This is a genomic window from Gammaproteobacteria bacterium (genome assembly GCA_016199745.1).
In the GTDB taxonomy this organism is placed as follows: domain Bacteria; phylum Pseudomonadota; class Gammaproteobacteria; order Acidiferrobacterales; family Sulfurifustaceae; genus JACQFZ01.
Map to the genome: position 1 here is coordinate 94,407 of JACQFZ010000022.1, position 16,715 is coordinate 111,121.

Genomic DNA, 16,715 nt, shown 5'->3' on the forward strand with positions numbered 1-16,715 from the left:
GTAGCCATTTTAGGCCAAAGGCTAGGACCTACCAAATTTAATCTTCTGGCATGCGCGAGTGACGAGGGGTAAGTGACTAATTCGGCCCGAAATTAGCCTTTTCATCTATCTTCCTGCCAGCGGGCGAAGTGCCCGATATTGTCACGGGTGGCACGTAGCGACGACGTGTTCCCGGCTGGGCGTAACAGGGGGATTAAGGGGTGAGCAGAAACTCGAGCAATGCCTTCTGCGCGTGTAGGCGATTTTCCGCCTCGTCCCAGACGACGCTTTGCGCGCCGTCAATGACATCGGCAGTGACTTCGTAACCGCGGTAGGCCGGTAGGCAATGCATGAACAGTGCATCGGCTTTGGCCTGTTGCATCAAGCCGGCGGTCACTTCGAAGCCGCCGAAGTCTTGTTGGCGTTTAGTTTTTTCCGCCTCTTGGCCCATGCTCGCCCAAGTGTCGGTAACGACTAGGTCGGCGCCGCGTACGGTCGTCGCGGCATCGTTCGATAGCACAACGCTCTTGCCGCAAGCTTTGACGATATCGGCGTTCGGCGCGTAGCCGGCCGGTGTGGCGATGCGCAAGCTAAAACCGAAATGCTTGGCCGCTTGCATCCACGAATGACAAACATTGTTGCCGTCGCCGACCCAAGCGGCAGTGCGGCCGCTGATATCGCCGCGCTGTTCGATCCAAGTTTGCATATCGGCCAGCAGCTGGCAGGGATGATGTAAGTCGGTGAGCGCGTTGATAACCGGCACCCGCGAGTGCGCGGCGAAACGCTCGACCATGGCGTGATGGCCGGCGCGGATGACGACGACGTCAACCATGCGCGATAGCACGCGCGCGGTGTCTTCGATCGGTTCGCCGCGATCGAGCTGCAGGTCGCGCGGCGCAAGGAACAGGCTGGTGCCACCGAGCTGGGCGAAGCCGGCTTCGAACGACACGCGGGTGCGGGTCGATGGCTTATCGAAGATCATTGCCATGGTTTTGCCAACGAGCGATGCATGGCGTTCGCCGCGTTGCTGCAGACGTTTGAGCTCGATGGCGCGGGCGATCAGCCGCTTGAGCTCGGCGGTGGAAAAATCCGCGAGCGTCAGCACGTGCCGCGTAGTCACGCCGACCCCGCGAAGGTGCGCACGCTGTCGGCAACCACCGTAACGATTTGATCGGCTTCGGCGTCGCTGATAGTGAGCGGCGGCAGTAACCGCACGACTTTGTCGGCGGTGACGTTGATCAATACACCGCGCTCCAACGCGCGTGTCAAAATTTCTTTGCACGGACGATCGAGCTCGATGCCGATCATCAGGCCGAGACCGCGAATCTGTTTGATTCCCTTCACGCCGTCGAGCTGTTGCTTCAAACCGTTGAGCATGCGCTGACCGAGCAGGGCGGCACGTTCCTGCAGCTTGCCCGACTGAAGCGCTTGCAACACCGCCAGCGCCGCGCGACAGGCGAATGGATTGCCGCCGTAGGTAGAGCCGTGGTTGCCGGGCTGGAACAGCCGCGCCGCTTCACCGCGCGCGAGGCAGGCGCCGATCGGCACGCCGTTACCGAGCGCTTTGGCGACGGTAATGACATCGGGTTGTATACGTTCGTGTTGATAGGCGAACCAGCGGCCGGTACGGCACAGACCGGTCTGGATTTCGTCGAGCATCAACAACCAGCCGTGTTGATCGCACAGTGCGCGCAATCCTTCTAAATAACCGCGCTCGGGTATGACGATGCCGCCTTCGCCGAGTACCGGTTCGACCAGCACCGCGACCACGTCCGGATTATGTTCGGCGACTTGGCGAACGGCGGCGAGATCGTTGTAGGGCACGCGATTGAAGCCCGACACCAGCGGCTCGAAGCCGGCTTGAATGCGGCGGTTGCCGCTGGCGGAAAGGGTAGCGAGTGTGCGGCCGTGGAAACTGCCTTCCATGACGATGATCGTCGGATTGCGGCGCTCGCGTTTGTTGCCGTAGAGGCGCGCGAGCTTGATGGCGGCTTCGTTCGCTTCGGCACCGGAGTTGCCGAAGAACGCTGACTCCATGCCGGCGAGTTGGCAAAGCTTGTCACCCAGCTGTTCTTGCAGTGGGATGCCGTACCAGTTGGAGGTGTGCAGCAGCTGGCCCGCTTGCTCGCGGATCGCTTCGGTCACGCCCGGATGCGCGTGCCCGAGGCTGCACACGGCGACACCGGCGAGCGCATCGAGGTACTTGCGGCCCTGAGTATCCCAGAGCCAGGCCCCTTCACCACGGACAAAGGCGACCGGTAGCCGCCCATATGTTTGCATTAAGTGTGTCATACAAAATAATAAAGGCACCCCCGCTGGAACAATCACGACAGGTCGTTGAACCTGACCGTTCCGGCGCGAGGCGCCATCCGTTGAATGGAAACGATTTTAGCCCTTTAGCTTAGCAACGCAAGCGCCGCGGGCACCAAAGACAAAGCCCGGCGGAGTGCCGGGCTCGGTCAGACAACAGTGTGTCAGCTGCTTAAAAGACAGGCAAGCCGTGGCCGCTGGCGACCATGAAGAACAACATCGGCATCGACAGCATGGTGTTCGTGCGCGAGGCCAAGAAGGCGATACGGGCGGACTTGGCCTTAGTGGCGTCGTCGGCCGGCGTGATACCGAGCACCTTTTTCTGATTTGGCCAGATCAGGCACCAGACGTTGAACAGCATGATCGTGCCGAGCCAGGCGCCGATGCCGATCGGGGCGGCCGAACCTTTGAGCAAGAACGCGTTCACGAAGCCTAGGCGATCGGGATCTCTCATTAAATAGAAGGCGCCGGTTAGCCAGGTGACTAACGCCGCGTAACGAAACCAGAACAGCGCGCGCGGGGCGATATGCTTGGTGATGCCAGCAGCGGTACCGTCGGCCTTAGCGGCGGCGACGCCGGGTATTTGCACGGCATTGAAGTAGTACAGCAAGCCGATCCAGGTAATGCCGGCCCAAATGTGCAACCAACGATCGAGAATTAATTCCATGTTTCCCCCATTAAGCGGTTATTGGTGAGCGTCAGCGATTAGTGCTGCAAGAAATTGACGACGATCACGTACAGAACGACGGTGAGGACCAATCCCGAAATAATGGTGCCACAGAGTGAATCCAACGGTGTCTTCATTGATAGATTTCCTCAAGTGCGTGGTATGAAGGTTGTTATACGGTGCTTGAGTCTTTCAAGGCGGCGTTAGGGTACGGCACAAACTGCCTCTATTTCAAGGCGACTTTGCCGGTATCGACGAGATCGTCCGTCATGTGATGTGAAGCCTGCGGTAACGAACCCACCGCGTCGGATGCACGAGAGTCGGTTAAAATCGATAGATAGCAGGATAGTCAGGCATATATTAAGGAACTGCCGCTGACGCTACAGCAGTCGATGGCACAACACGCCGCCGGTCAGGCATACGATCCGACGGTCTATCGCGACGCAGAGCGGCAGTACTACCAAAAGCACCTCTGCCGGATGCATCCGTGGCCGCCGTCGATACAAGCGACCGAAGGTGGAAATATTATTTATGCCGAGGCGCGGTAGCGTTCTAACGTCAGCCCACTGAGGTCGATGTCCGCCGGCCGCCCCGATATCACATCGGCCAACACACGTCCCGAGCCCGCGCTCATGGTCCAGCCCAATGTGCCGTGGCCGGTATTGAGAAATAGGTTGGCGTAGCGTGTCTTGCCCACGAGCGGCGTACCGTCCGGTGTCATCGGCCGCAGCCCGGTCCAAAAAGTGGACCGCGACAGATCGCCGCCGCGCGGGAACAGATCGTTAACCACGTAGTTCAGCGTTTGCCGCCGTGCGTCGCGCAACTTGAGACTGTAGCCGGCGAGCTCCGCCGTGCCGCCGACGCGGATGCGATCGCCCAGGCGCGTGACCGCTACCTTATATGTCTCATCCATCACCGTGGATTCCGGTGCACCGCTGGCATCGGCGATGGGCACGGTGATCGAATACCCCTTAATAGGAAAGACCGGTAGCCGCAAGCCGAGCGACTGCAGCAACAGCGGCGAGTAGCTGCCGAGCGCAACCACATAAGCATCGGCGACGAATTCGCCGACATCGGTAACGACGCCGGTAATGCGCGCACCATCGCTGCGGATATATCGAATGCGTGTGTTGAAGCGAAACGTTGCGCCGAGTTCTTCCGCCAATGCCGCCAAGTTGTGCGTGAACTTAAAACAATCGCCGGTCTCGTCGCCCGGTAGCCGCAGGCCGCCGACGAATTTTTCTTTGACTAACGATAATGCCGGCTCGACGCGAATGCAGGAATCGCGATCGAGTTTTTCATACGCCACGCCGAAACGATCGAGAATGCTCATGTCGGTCTGCACGCTGTCGAATTGCCTCTGCGTGCGGAATAGCTGCAGCGTTCCCTGCGTGCGCTGGTCGTACTGAATGCCGGTCTGTGCGCGCAACTCGCGTAAACAATCACGGCTGTATCCGGCGAGTCGCAGCATGCGGCTCTTGTTGAGCTCGTAGCGGGCGGTTGTGCAGTTGCGTAGCAGGCTGGCGATCCAGCGCCACATCGCCGGATCGAGCTTCGGCCAAATAACGAGCGGCCGGTGTTTCATGAACAACCAGGTGATGGCTTTCAGCGGCAACGCCGGCCCGGCCCACGGCGCCGAGTAACCGGGCGATACTTCACCGGCGTTGGCGAAACTGGTTTCCAGCGCCGCCCCGTTTTGCCGTTCGAGTACCGTGACTTCGTGGCCGGCCTTCGTCAGGTAGTACGCGGTCGACACGCCGATGGTGCCACTGCCGAGGACAAGCACTTTCATGAGGGTTTCCGTTTTTTGTCGCGCATGTTTCCGGTGAGAAGTATGGGTATTGCTGACTTATGATTATGGTCCGTTCTAAATTCTTCGGCCGGGTCACTGATAATAGCGATCGAGTTGCACGACGCAAGCATAGGTCGGTATAGGGATAGCGTCAGCGAGACGGTAAGTGTTTGTAACGTGTTACTTTAGCGTGTTGCCAGCAGCAGCTGGCCACTGCTTTAAATCAAATCACATAAGACCCACTGAAAGGAGACACCGTATGTACGCAAGGCACGCCCTCGGAATATTCCTCGCCTGTATCGTCACTACCGGACCGGTAGCGGCCGCAGACCTCACCGGCACGCTGAAGAAGATCAAAGAGACCAACACCATTTCGCTCGGTCACCGCGAATCGTCGATTCCGTTTTCCTACTACGACGATAAGCAGCAAGTGATCGGCTACTCGCAGGAGATCCAGCTCAAGGCGGTCGATGAGATCAAGAAGCAACTGAACCTGCCGAATCTGCAAGTCAAGCTGGTGCCCGTCACGTCGCAGAATCGCATCTCGCTCGTGCAAAACGGCACGGTCGATCTCGAATGCGGCTCGACCACGAATAACACCGAGCGCCAACAACAGGTGGCGTTCTCCAATTCCATCTTCGTCATCGGCACGCGGCTGCTGACGAAGAAGGATTCCGGCGTCACCGATTTTGCCAATCTCGCCGGCAAGAACGTCGTCACCACTGCCGGCACGACGTCCGAGCGTCTGATTCGCAAGTTGAACGACGAAAAGAAAATGGGCATGAACATCATCAGCGCCAAAGACCACGGCGAATCGTTTCTGACGCTGGAGAGCGGCCGCGCGGTGGCATTCATGATGGACGACGCAATTTTGTACGGCGAGATTGCGAAGGCGCGCAATCCCGGCGATTGGGCGGTGGTCGGTACACCGCAATCGCGTGAGGCTTACGGCTGCATGATGCGCAAGGATGATGCGCCATTCAAACAAGTGGTCGATAAGACCATTGCTAAGGTGCAGACCTCCGGCGAGGCCGAGAAGATTTACAAGAAGTGGTTCCTGTCGGCGGTGCCGCCGAAGGGTTTGAACCTCAACTATCCGATGAGCGACGACGTGAAGGCGCTTTATAAAAATCCGAACGATAAGGCGTTCGAGTAGTTTTTATGTCGCCAACGTAATACCAGCACTAAAGCTGATTAGCAGGTTCCTTCCCCTTCAAGGGGAAGGGCAGGATGGGGATGGGTTTTCGCAGTGACGCTAAACCCACCCCCACCCCGACCCTACCCCCCAGGGGGAGGGAGTTGCCGCGAGCCAGGTTGTAGGAGAGGTGCTTTCCGTGAGCTACCACTGGAACTGGAACGTCTTCTTACAACAGGCTCCATCCGGCAACGCCACCTATCTCGACTGGATGTTGTCGGGCCTGACGGTCACAGTCGTGTTGTCACTCAGCGCCTGGATCTTGGCGCTGATCTTAGGTTCGCTCATGGGCGTGTTGCGGACCGTGCCGAACCGTTGGCTACGTAGTAGCTCTGCGGTGTACGTCGAAGTCTTTCGCAACATCCCGTTACTGATTCAATTATTCATTTGGTACTTCGTCTTTCCTGAGCTCTTGCCCGAGACGTTGGGCAACGCGATCAAGCAATCCAATCCGATGGTGCAGCAATTCATCGCCGCCACCATCGCGCTCGGTTGCTTCACCGGCGCCCGTGTTGCCGAGCAAGTGCATGCCGGTATCCATTCGCTCGGCGGCGGTCAGAAGAACGCCGGCTTGGCGCTTGGCTTTACCTTGCCGCAGACCTATCGCTACGTGCTGTTGCCGATGGCGTTTCGCATCATCGTTCCGCCGATGACGTCGGAGTTCATGGGCTTGTTCAAGAACTCGGCAGTGTGCTCGACCATCGGCCTGCTCGAGCTGGCGGCGCAGAGTCGGCAGCTGGTCGATTACACCTCACAGCCGTACGAGTCGTTCATCGCCGTAACCGTGCTGTATTTGTTGATCAACGTGGTTGTCATGGTGTTGGCGCGCTGGGTCGAGCAGTGGGCGCGCGTGCCCGGTTACATCGGCGGCCGATGATGCAAAGCTTCGACTGGAGCTCGATACCCGGAGCGCTGCCGTATCTCTGGACCGGCATGAAGGTTACGCTGCAGATCACCGCGATTGCGGTGGTTGTCGGCATCGTCTGGGGCACACTGTTGGCGATGATGCGGTTGTCGAGCATGTCGCCACTGTCGTGGTTCGCGGTGACGTACGTGAATTTATTTCGGTCGATACCGCTGGTGATGGTGTTGTTGTGGTTCTTCCTGCTTGTACCGCAGCTGTTGCAATCGACGCTCCACCTGGGGCCGACCACCGATGTGCGCTTGGCGTCGGCCCTGGTCGGTTTCTCGTTGTTCGAAGCGGCTTACTATTCCGAAATCATTCGCGCCGGAATCCAAAGCGTCGGCAAGGACCAAGTCAGCGCCGCCTACGCGTTGGGCATGACTTACGGCCAAGCCATGCGGCTGGTGGTATTGCCGCAGGCGTTGCGCAATATGGTGCCGCTATTGCTTACGCAGGGAATCATTCTGTTCCAGGACACGTCGCTGGTGTATGTAAGCGCGCTCGCCGATTTCTTCGGTGCGGCTTATAAAGTCGGCGAACGCGACGGTCGTATCGTCGAGTTGTTGCTGTTCGCCGGTGCCGTCTATTTCGTGATTTGTTACAGCGCGTCGCTGCTGGTGCGGTGGCTGCAGAAGAGGGCGGGTGCATGATATCGATAAAAAACGTCAGCAAGCTTTACGGCAGCTTTCAGGTACTGACCGATTGTTCGACCGAAGTGGAGAGCGGTGAGGTCATCGTCGTCTGCGGACCGTCGGGTTCCGGCAAGTCGACATTGATCAAATGTGTCAACGGCCTTGAGCCATTCCAGAAAGGCGAGATCATTGTCGACGGTATTTCCGTCGGCAGCAAAGCGACCGACTTGCCGACATTGCGTGCGCGCTTGGGCATGGTGTTTCAGAACTTCGAGCTGTTCCCGCATATGCGGGTGATCGACAACCTGACCATTGCCCAAACTCGCGTGCTCGGTCGCAGCGCCGACGAAGCGCACGCCAAAGCGATCAAGCTGCTCGATCGCGTCGGTTTGATAACGCAGGCGGAAAAATTTCCCGGTCAACTTTCCGGTGGCCAACAACAACGCGTCGCCATCGCCCGCGCGCTCGCCATGGACCCGATCTGTATGCTGTTCGACGAGCCGACGTCGGCGCTCGACCCGGAGATGATCAACGAAGTGCTCGACGTCATGGTGCAGCTCGCCAAAGACGGTATGACGATGATGGTCGTGACGCACGAAATGGGCTTTGCCAAGAAGGTGGCGCAGCGTGTGATCTTTATGGACCAGGGCCGCATCGTCGAAGACGATGCCAAGGAAGCGTTCTTCAACTCGCCGCGCTCGGAGCGGGCGCAGCAGTTTCTGTCGAAAATCCTACCGCACTAACTCGACGATCTCGGCACCGAACGGTTCGGTATTCATATGCAGTAGCGCCAGCGCGATCGGCAAGGTAAATCGCCGCGGTCCGGCGCTGCCCGGATTTAAAAACATCACAGATCCGCGTCGTTCAATCGACGGCTGGTGCGAGTGGCCGGCGATGACGAGGTGAAAGCCGGCGGCCTCCACATCTATGTCGAGATCGCGGATGTTGTGCAGCACGTAAATGAGGGAGTCGTTGACTTCGACGGCTTCCGTTTCCGGAATGTCGCGTGCCCATTTCTCGGTGTCGTTGTTGCCGCGTATCGCCACGAGTGGGGCGATTGAGCGTAACTGTTCGAGTACTTCCGCTGCGCCGATATCGCCCGCATGAATGATGAGATCGACGCCGGCGAGGGCGGTGACGGCTTCGGGCCGCAGCAGACCGTGCGTGTCCGAGATAACGCCGATCCGGCGGACGCCGTTGAATTTAGTTGGCATCGGCGGATGTTACTCGGAAAGAATCCATTCTAAAAATGTAGGGTGGGCAATTTGTTGCCCACCCTACATTAATTAGCTAGCGAGTTTCTGATCGAGCAACAGATTCAGCGTGAAGCGCACGCCGAAGCCGGTGGTATCGGTGGGGATATGCGCTAACCCGCCTTTGTGATTGCCGGCGGCGAGGTCGACGTGTATCCAATCGGGATCGTGGTTCAAGAAGCGTTTCAAGAACAACGCCGCGAGAATATGATCGGCCTCGCTATCGATGGTGCACTGCTTCACATCGGCGACATCGCTTTTCAACACCTCGGCGAAATCCGCCGGCAACGGAAACGGCCACACGCGTTCGCCCGACGCGTCGCCGGCTTGTATTAATTTCGCAATCAACGCCGGTCGGTTGGTCAGCACGCCGGACAGGCGCGTGCTGAGCGCACCGACGCAGGAACCGGTGAGCGTCGCATAGTCGATGACGAGCTTCGGTTTTGCGCGCGTCGCTAACGTCAGTGTATCGGCCAACACCATGCGACCTTCGGCGTCGGTGTGCACGATCTCGATGGTCGTGCCGTTGGCGGCTTTCACCACTTCGTTTTGGCGATAAGCCTTCGGGCCGATATGGTTTTGCGCTAACGCCAACCAGCACTCGACCGGGAAATCGACTTTCAATTCGCTGAGCGCGAGCAAGGTACCGAGCGCAACCGCGCTGCCTTCCATGTCTTCGTGCATGCCTTGCATGTGCTTGGCACTTTTCAGATTGGTGCCGCCGGTGTCGAAACAAATACCTTTACCGACAAGTGCAATGCCCGCATGCCTTGTGCGTTTGCGCGGCGTATAGCGCAAGCGCAAGATACCGGCATCCGCTTCTGGACTGCCTTGGGCAACGGCGATGAATGCGCCGGCGCCCAGCCGACGTAATTTTTTGAGATCGATGAACTCACTCTGCCAGCGATTCGCCCGCGCCAGTTGTTCAGTGCGGCGTCGATAGTTGCCGGGCGTCAATTCGTTCGGCGGCAGTACCGTCAGGTAGCGTGCCAGATTGTTGCCGCGCGCGCCGGCAATAGTCCGCGCTAGTGTCGCCGCCGGCAGCGTGCCGCGCACGATCAGCTCGCGCAGCGCGCGCGGTTTGCGGTCGCCGCTTTTGAAATGCGGCAACTCGAAGTCGGCCGCCAGCGCGGCGGCGACGAGCGCTTCGAGCGCATTCGTTTCATCGTCACCGAGCGCATGACTAGCGAGCATTAGCTTCGCCGGGTTTTGTTCGAGTTGGGCACCGACGAGTTTGCGCGCGAGCGTTAATCGGTCGAACGCGTTGGTATCCGCCGGCAGGCCGGCGATCGCCAACCGCGTGCCGGCCGGGTTAGGTAGATCGATGAGAAAGGGCTTGGCATCGCCGAGCTTATGGCCGGCGCGGCGCATACGTTCGGCGATCAAATCTCCCCAGGGCAGGGTGCGTAGGTTTGCACCATCAGCGGCCACCAGCAGCGCCAAATGGGTGCAGCTTTCGTAATCGTCGACGCGAATAGCGCCGGCGGCGGGGCGAATTTTCGGGACTCTTATTTGCATAGGTGTCGATGGTTCGATCTGAAGATTGAAGGAGGCGGGTTCGCCGTCGTAAAGCTTTCAAGAAACTGTCACTCGCCGATGGAGACAATCATACCGTGCAAACCTAACTTCGCCGCGGTAAACCGCAATATTGGATCTGCCCATTTGGCACGCATTCTATATATAGTTAGCAGTAACGACCCGATCAGTTATTAGAACAGGAGAAGAGGTATGGCCGCTGTTCCCCGTATTCCGTTGCATGCCGATGCGGACGCGCAAGAGACCCAGGAATGGCTCGACGCCCTCGGCGCGGTCATTCAGCAGGAAGGCGCCGAGCGCGCGCATTATCTGATCGAGAAGCAAATCGAATTGGCGCGCGCCGCCGGCATCAATTTTCCGTATTCCGCGAACACCGCCTACGTCAACACTATCCCGCCGGAACGAGAAGTTCGTTCACCCGGCAACCATGAGCTCGAGCACACCATCCGCTCGTACGTGCGCTGGAACGCGCTCGCCATGGTGCTCAAGGCCAACAAAGACGATTCCGGTTTGGGCGGACACATCGCCAGCTTCGCGTCGGCGGCGACGCTCTATGACGTCGGCTTCAATCATTTTTGGCGCGCACCGAAGGCGGAGCACGGCGGCGATTTGATTTTGTATCAAGGTCATTCGGCGCCGGGCATCTATGCCCGTTCGTTTTTGCAGGGCCAGCTAACGGCCGAGCAGATGGATCAGTTCCGACGCGAGGTCGACGGCAAAGGTTTATCGTCGTATCCGCACCCGTGGTTGATGCCGAACTTCTGGCAGATGCCGACGGTGTCGATGGGCCTCGGACCGATTCAAGCGATTTACCAAGCGCGCTTCATGAAGTATCTGCACGATCGCGGTCTCGCCAACACCGAGAACCGCAAAGTCTGGTGCTTCGTCGGCGACGGCGAAACCGACGAACCCGAGTCGCTCGGTGCCATCGGTCTCGCCGGTCGCGAGAGTCTCGACAACTTGATCTTCGTCATCAATTGCAACTTGCAGCGGCTCGACGGTCCGGTGCGCGGCAACGGCAAGATCATTCAAGAGCTCGAAGGCGAATTCCGCGGCGCCGGTTGGAATGTCATCAAGCTCATTTGGGGCAGCTATTGGGATCCGCTACTAGCGCGCGACACGCAAGGCTTGCTGCGCAAGCGCATGGAAGAGTGCGTCGACGGCGATTATCAAACGTTCAAGTCGAAAGACGGCGCTTATGTGCGCGAACACTTCTTCGGCAAGTATCCCGAGTTGAAGGCGATGGTCGCCAACTGGTCGGACGACGACATCTGGCGTTTGAACCGCGGCGGCCACGATCCGCACAAAGTGTACGCGGCTTATTACGCGGCAATGAATCATACCGGCCAGCCTACGGTCATCCTGGCGAAGACCATCAAAGGCTACGGCATGGGCGAGTCGGGCGAGGCGCAAAACATCACCCATCAACAGAAGAAGATGGGCACGATTTCGCTCAAGACGTTCCGCGACCGCTTTAAGTTACCGCTCAGCGACGCGCAATTGGAAAACCTCGATTACATCAAGCCGGCCGATGATTCGCCGGAAATGAAATACATGCATGACCGCCGCCAGGCGCTCGGCGGCAACCTGCCGGTACGCCGGCCGCAAGCACCGGCGCTCGAAGTGCCGGCATTGTCGGCATTCGACGCATTGCTCAAGGCGTCCGGCGAAGGCCGCGAATTTTCCACGACCATGGCGTTCGTGCGCTTGCTCAGCGTGTTAGTGAAAGACAAAAAAATCGGCAAGCATGTCGTGCCGATCGTGGCCGACGAATCGCGCACCTTCGGCATGGAAGGCATGTTCCGTCAGCTCGGCATCTGGTCGCACGTCGGCCAGCTGTACACGCCGCAAGATAAAGACCAGCTGATGTTCTACAAGGAAGAAAAGACCGGTCAGATTTTGCAGGAAGGCATCAATGAAGCCGGCGCGACCTGTTCGTGGTTGGCGGCGGCGACGTCGTACTCGATGCACGGCGTGCAAATGATTCCGTTCTTTATTTTCTATTCGATGTTCGGCGTGCAGCGTGTCGGCGATTTGTGGTGGGCGGCGGGCGACTCGCGCGCACGCGGCTTCCTGCTTGGCGGCACTTCCGGCCGGACGACGTTGAATGGCGAAGGCTTGCAGCATGAAGACGGTCACTCGCACGTGTGGGCGGCGTCGATTCCTAACTGTATTCCGTACGATCCGACTTACGCCTATGAGTTGGCGGTGATCATGCACGACGGCTTGCGCCGCATGTTGCAGCAGCAAGAAGACGTTTATTACTACATCACCGTGATGAACGAGAACTATGAGCATCCGGCGATGCCGGAGGGTGTCGAGCCGGGCATCTTGAAGGGGATGTACCTGCTGAAGAAGGGCGCCGCCGGTAAGGGTGCGCGCGTACAGTTGCTTGGTAGCGGCGTGATTCTGCGTGAAGTGATCGCCGCCGCCGAGTTGCTCAAGAAGGATTGGAACGTCGATGCCGACATCTGGAGCTGCCCGAGCTTCACGTTGCTCGCGCGCGACGGTAACGACGTCGCGCGCTGGAACCTGCTGCATCCGACGGCGGAACCGCGGTTGACGTACGTCGAGCAGAACCTGAAGGACACCAACGGCCCGGTGATCGCCTCGACCGATTATGTGCGTGCCTTCGCTGAGCAGATCCGTCCGTTCGTGCCACGGCGTTATTCGGTGCTCGGTACCGACGGTTACGGTCGCTCCGATACGCGCGAGAAGCTGCGTCATTTCTTCGAAGTGGATCGCCGCTGGATCGTGTTGGCGGCATTGAAGGCATTGGCCGACGAAGGCCAAGTGGATCGCGCTAAGGTGGGCGAGGTAATCAAGAAGTACAAGCTCGATCCAGAGAAGCCGAACCCGACAAAGGTTTGAGAGCTTCTCTCTGAGCATTTCCTCTCGCCGAATGGCGAGAGGAAATTAAGGAAGGTCAGGATTTAACGAGAACAACATGTCAAAAACGATCGAAGTCAAAATCCCCGACATCGGTGACTTCAAAGATGTGCCGGTCATCGAAGTCTTGGTTAAACCCGGCGACACCGTCAACACCGAAGACTCGCTGATCACGCTCGAATCCGATAAGGCGACGATTGACGTGCCGTCACCGGCCGCCGGCAAGGTGAAGCAAGTCAACGTGAAGGTGGGCGACAAAATTTCCGAAGGCGCGCTGGTGTTGTTACTCGAAACGGGCGATGCCACCAACGGCGCGACCGCACCGGCCGTCAAGCCAAGCGTAATCACGGCGGCGCCTGCGGCACCGGCCGCCACACGTGCCCCAACCCCGGCCCGCGAAGCGGGACAGAACAAGGACGGGAGTCATGCAACCCGGGCGGATCTTTCGGCGCCGCCGTTGCCGATGGCCGAGTTGACCGAAGCGCCGCCGGTGATTCCGTTGCCGACGCCGGAAGATCTCGTGTTCCAGGTCGTCGGCGGTTACAAGTCGCATGCAAGCCCGGCGGTGCGTCAGTACGCGCGCCAACTTGGCGTCGATATCGCCAAGGTGCAAGGCTCCGGTCCGAAGGGTCGCATTCTCAAAGAAGACGTGCAGGCGTATGTGAAGGGTGTGCTCACCGGCGCAGCACCGGCTGCCAGCAGCGGCGGCGGGCTCGATTTATTGCCGTGGCCGAAGGTCGACTTCGCCAAGTTCGGTCCGATCGAAGCGAAGCCGTTGGCGCGCATCAAAAAAATTGCCGGCGCCAATCTCGCTCGCAATTGGGTATTGATTCCGCACGTCACGCAGTTCGACGAAGCCGATGTCACCGATCTCGAGCAGTTCCGCGTGTCGATCAACAAGGAGATGGCTGACACCGGCGTCAAAGTCACGATCCTTGCGTTCCTGATCAAGGCGAGCGTCGCCGCGCTCAAAAAATTCCCCGAGTTCAACAGCTCGCTCGACGGCGACAATCTCATTTATAAGCAGTACTTCCACATCGGTTTCGCCGCCGATACACCAAATGGTTTGGTCGTGCCGGTGATCCGCGATGTCGACAAGAAATCGGTGGTCGAGATCGCGCGCGAGACCGCCGAACTCGCTAAGAAAGCACGCGACGGCAAATTGGCGCCGACCGAGATGCAGGGTGGTTGTTTCTCGATTTCGAGTCTCGGCGGTATCGGCGGCACCGCTTTCACGCCGATCATCAACGCTCCCGAGGTCGCCATCCTCGGTGTATCGAAGAACGAGATCAAACCACGCTGGAACGGCAAAGAATTTCGGCCGCGGTTGATGTTGCCGCTGTCGCTGTCATATGACCATCGCGTGATCGACGGCGCCACCGCCGCGCGCTTCATCGCTCATTTAGCGGAAGTGCTGGCCGATATGCGCCGGGCGATGTTGTAAGCGATGCGTCCGGTCTCGTTGGCGAATTTCTGAATTTATAAAAATGTAGGGTGGGCAGCGTTTTTCTGCCCACGCGTTTTTTAATTCGCGTTATTCAGTCGGTCATAGGAAAGCGAACAACATGTCCAACCCGATCGAAGTCAAAATCCCCGACATCGGCGACTTCAAAGACGTGCCGGTGATCGAGGTCCTGGTCAAACCCGGCGATAGCGTCAACGCTGAAGATGCGCTGATCACACTCGAGTCCGACAAGGCGACGATCGACGTGCCGTCGCCGGCGGCGGGCACGGTGCAGCAGATCAAGGTCAAAGTTGGCGACAAGGTGTCGCAAGGCAGCTTGGTGTTGGTGCTAGAAGGTGCCGATGCCACCGCTGAAAAGTCCGCGGCCCCCACGCCAACCCCGGCGCGCGCAGCGGCGCAGGAAACAGCAGAGGGCACGACGGTTCCAATGACTCCAGCCGCCAAGCACACCGGCAAGTTCGATATGGAATGCGAAGTGCTCGTGCTCGGTTCCGGCCCGGGTGGTTATGCAGCGGCGTTCCGTGCCGCTGATCTCGGTATGAAGACAGTATTAGTCGAGCGCTACGGCGTGCTCGGCGGTGTCTGTCTGAACGTCGGCTGCATTCCGTCGAAGGCGTTGCTACATGTCGCCGCCGTCGCCGAGGAAGCGCAACGCTTGGGCGATCACGGCGTCAGCTTCGGCAAGCCGACGTTCGATCTCGACAAGCTCCGCGGCTGGAAATCCAAAGTTGTCGGTAAGCTCACCAGCGGTATCTCGGCGATGGCGAAGGGGCGCAAAGTGGACGTCGTGCGCGGCGTCGGTTGGTTTCTCGATCCGCAGCACCTAGAAGTTGCACTCACGTCCGGTAACGGGGCGCAGCCGACCGGTGAGAAAAAGATTATTCGTTTCGCCAAAGCGATCGTTGCCGCCGGTTCGCAGCCGGTGAAGCTGAAATTCCTGCCCGACGATCCGCGCATCGTCGATTCCACCGGCGCGCTCGAGTTGCCGCGGCTGCCGGCGAAGTTGCTCGTTATCGGCGGCGGCATTATCGGCATGGAGATGGCCACGGTTTACTCAGCGCTCGGTACGCGCGTTGACGTCGTCGAGATGCTAGACAGTCTAATGGCCGGTGCCGATCGCGACTTGGTTAAGGTTTGGAACAAGATGAACGCGAAGCGCTTCGATCGCGTCATGCTCAAAACCAAGACAGTCAAAGTCGAGGCGCACGAGCAGGGCATTAAGGTTTGGTTCGAAGGCGAGCAAGCGCCGGCCGAGCCGCAACTTTATGATTTGGTGTTGGTGTCCGCCGGGCGTGCGCCCAATGGCAAGCGCGTTGGTGCCAAGAATGCCGGTGTCGCCGTCGACGATCGTGGTTTCATCACCGTCGATAAACAGATGCGCACCAATGTTCCGCACATTTTCGCCATCGGCGATATCGCCGGCCAACCGATGCTGGCGCACAAGGCGACGCACGAAGGCCATGTCGCCGCCGAAGTCGCCGCCGGCCACAAATCGTTCTGCGATGCGCGCGTCATTCCGGCGGTGGCTTACACCGATCCGGAGATCGCTTGGGTCGGCGTGACTGAGGATGAAGCGCAGAAAAGCGGACGCAAAATCGGTAAGGCGGTGTTTCCGTGGGCCGCCTCCGGCCGCGCGATCGCAAATGGTCGCGACGAGGGTTTCACTAAGCTGCTGTTCGACGAAGAGACCCATTGGATCGTCGGCGCCGGCATCGTCGGTACGCACGCCGGCGATTTGATCGGCGAGCTGGCGTTGGCGGTCGAAATGGGTTGCGATCCGGTGGATATTGCCAAGACGATTCACCCGCATCCAACGTTATGCGAGTCAGTCGGTCTTGCGGCCGAGGTATTTGCGGGAACTTGTACCGATTTATTGCCGCCGCGCAGAAAGTAGCGGCGATATTCGGCGTTATAGCCGGGTGGATGGCAGCGATAGACGGTCGGTCCAGTTATTCAAAGGCGACCTGGACAGATCTATCCTCCACCAAAATCCGGGATCGACATTGACCAAGGCGATTTTTGTGCCACGTTTATTGTGGGTATGCGACGGCCAGTATCTGGCAATACATCACTTTCATAAGCCCAATCTTGTA

Annotated in this window: 14 protein-coding genes; 8 read left to right on the top strand and 6 right to left on the bottom strand. The window is 58.9% G+C overall.

Going from position 1 to position 16,715, the window contains the following annotated elements; all coding sequences use genetic code 11:
- Window positions 1–193 precede the first annotated feature (193 nt).
- The 3 genes from argF to HY308_05405 form a co-directional block, all read right to left on the bottom strand.
- The gene (gene argF / locus HY308_05395) at window positions 194–1,099 is read right to left on the bottom strand and encodes an ornithine carbamoyltransferase (GenBank protein MBI3897718.1); all 906 of its coding nucleotides are present in this window, start codon (window positions 1,097–1,099) and stop codon (window positions 194–196) included.
- On the bottom strand, window positions 1,096–2,271 hold the full coding sequence (locus HY308_05400) for an aspartate aminotransferase family protein (protein MBI3897719.1): 1,176 nt from the start codon (window positions 2,269–2,271) through the stop codon (window positions 1,096–1,098). Before HY308_05400 ends, argF begins: the two co-directional genes overlap by 4 nt.
- Window positions 2,272–2,461: 190 nt before the next feature.
- The gene (locus HY308_05405; protein ID MBI3897720.1) at window positions 2,462–2,956 is read right to left on the bottom strand and encodes a urate hydroxylase PuuD; all 495 of its coding nucleotides are present in this window, start codon (window positions 2,954–2,956) and stop codon (window positions 2,462–2,464) included.
- Window positions 2,957–3,348: 392 nt separating this feature from the next.
- Between HY308_05405 and HY308_05410 the strand changes: the two genes are divergently transcribed.
- Window positions 3,349–3,504, top strand: coding sequence for a hypothetical protein (locus tag HY308_05410; GenBank protein MBI3897721.1), 156 nt, complete (start codon window positions 3,349–3,351; stop codon window positions 3,502–3,504).
- Here HY308_05410 and HY308_05415 read toward each other — a convergent pair.
- On the bottom strand, window positions 3,486–4,748 hold the full coding sequence (locus HY308_05415; GenBank protein MBI3897722.1) for a D-amino acid dehydrogenase: 1,263 nt from the start codon (window positions 4,746–4,748) through the stop codon (window positions 3,486–3,488). The genes HY308_05410 and HY308_05415 overlap by 19 nt on opposite strands.
- Window positions 4,749–5,007: 259 nt before the next feature.
- On the opposite strand from HY308_05415, the gene HY308_05420 reads away from it, so the two are divergent.
- The 4 genes from HY308_05420 to HY308_05435 all read left to right on the top strand — a co-directional run bounded on the left by HY308_05420 (window position 5,008) and on the right by HY308_05435 (window position 8,222).
- A complete protein-coding gene (locus HY308_05420) occupies window positions 5,008–5,904 on the top strand; it encodes a glutamate/aspartate ABC transporter substrate-binding protein (protein ID MBI3897723.1) in 897 nt (298 codons plus the stop codon).
- 178 nt (window positions 5,905–6,082) lie between these two features.
- Window positions 6,083–6,820, top strand: coding sequence for an amino acid ABC transporter permease (locus HY308_05425; protein ID MBI3897724.1), 738 nt, complete (start codon window positions 6,083–6,085; stop codon window positions 6,818–6,820).
- Window positions 6,817–7,497 (top strand): glutamate/aspartate ABC transporter permease GltK, encoded by a 681-nt coding sequence (gene gltK / locus HY308_05430; protein MBI3897725.1) that lies wholly within the window; start codon window positions 6,817–6,819, stop codon window positions 7,495–7,497. Before HY308_05425 ends, gltK begins: the two co-directional genes overlap by 4 nt.
- Complete coding sequence (locus HY308_05435) at window positions 7,494–8,222, top strand: amino acid ABC transporter ATP-binding protein (GenBank protein ID MBI3897726.1); 729 nt, start codon at window positions 7,494–7,496, stop codon at window positions 8,220–8,222. The genes gltK and HY308_05435 overlap by 4 nt, the downstream gene beginning before the upstream one ends.
- Here HY308_05435 and HY308_05440 read toward each other — a convergent pair.
- A complete protein-coding gene (locus HY308_05440; GenBank protein MBI3897727.1) occupies window positions 8,211–8,693 on the bottom strand; it encodes a metallophosphoesterase family protein in 483 nt (160 codons plus the stop codon). The two genes, HY308_05435 and HY308_05440, sit on opposite strands and share 12 nt — an antisense overlap.
- A gap of 72 nt (window positions 8,694–8,765) precedes the next feature.
- Entirely contained in the window at window positions 8,766–10,250 is a 1,485-nt protein-coding gene (locus HY308_05445) for a leucyl aminopeptidase family protein (GenBank protein MBI3897728.1), read from the bottom strand.
- 210 nt (window positions 10,251–10,460) lie between these two features.
- Here HY308_05445 and aceE point away from each other — a divergent pair, with 210 nt between their 5' ends.
- From aceE to lpdA, 3 genes are all read left to right on the top strand, one after another.
- Entirely contained in the window at window positions 10,461–13,139 is a 2,679-nt protein-coding gene (aceE, locus tag HY308_05450; protein MBI3897729.1) for a pyruvate dehydrogenase (acetyl-transferring), homodimeric type, read from the top strand.
- Window positions 13,140–13,215: 76 nt separating this feature from the next.
- Window positions 13,216–14,601 (top strand): dihydrolipoyllysine-residue acetyltransferase, encoded by a 1,386-nt coding sequence (gene aceF, locus HY308_05455; protein ID MBI3897730.1) that lies wholly within the window; start codon window positions 13,216–13,218, stop codon window positions 14,599–14,601.
- A gap of 121 nt (window positions 14,602–14,722) precedes the next feature.
- On the top strand, window positions 14,723–16,516 hold the full coding sequence (gene lpdA / locus HY308_05460; protein MBI3897731.1) for a dihydrolipoyl dehydrogenase: 1,794 nt from the start codon (window positions 14,723–14,725) through the stop codon (window positions 16,514–16,516).
- Window positions 16,517–16,715 lie beyond the last annotated feature (199 nt).

Bases quoted from the DNA above. Each gene is read 5' to 3' on its own strand.
- HY308_05400 (MBI3897719.1), bottom strand. From the start codon at position 2,271: ATGACACACTTAATGCAAACATATGGGCGGCTACCGGTCGCCTTTGTC.
- HY308_05405 (MBI3897720.1), bottom strand. From the start codon at position 2,956: ATGGAATTAATTCTCGATCGTTGGTTGCACATTTGGGCCGGCATTACC.
- HY308_05410 (MBI3897721.1), top strand. From the start codon at position 3,349: ATGGCACAACACGCCGCCGGTCAGGCATACGATCCGACGGTCTATCGC.
- HY308_05415 (MBI3897722.1), bottom strand. From the start codon at position 4,748: ATGAAAGTGCTTGTCCTCGGCAGTGGCACCATCGGCGTGTCGACCGCG.
- HY308_05420 (MBI3897723.1), top strand. From the start codon at position 5,008: ATGTACGCAAGGCACGCCCTCGGAATATTCCTCGCCTGTATCGTCACT.
- gltK (MBI3897725.1), top strand. From the start codon at position 6,817: ATGATGCAAAGCTTCGACTGGAGCTCGATACCCGGAGCGCTGCCGTAT.
- HY308_05435 (MBI3897726.1), top strand. From the start codon at position 7,494: ATGATATCGATAAAAAACGTCAGCAAGCTTTACGGCAGCTTTCAGGTA.
- HY308_05440 (MBI3897727.1), bottom strand. From the start codon at position 8,693: ATGCCAACTAAATTCAACGGCGTCCGCCGGATCGGCGTTATCTCGGAC.
- HY308_05445 (MBI3897728.1), bottom strand. From the start codon at position 10,250: ATGCAAATAAGAGTCCCGAAAATTCGCCCCGCCGCCGGCGCTATTCGC.
- aceE (MBI3897729.1), top strand. From the start codon at position 10,461: ATGGCCGCTGTTCCCCGTATTCCGTTGCATGCCGATGCGGACGCGCAA.
- aceF (MBI3897730.1), top strand. From the start codon at position 13,216: ATGTCAAAAACGATCGAAGTCAAAATCCCCGACATCGGTGACTTCAAA.
- lpdA (MBI3897731.1), top strand. From the start codon at position 14,723: ATGTCCAACCCGATCGAAGTCAAAATCCCCGACATCGGCGACTTCAAA.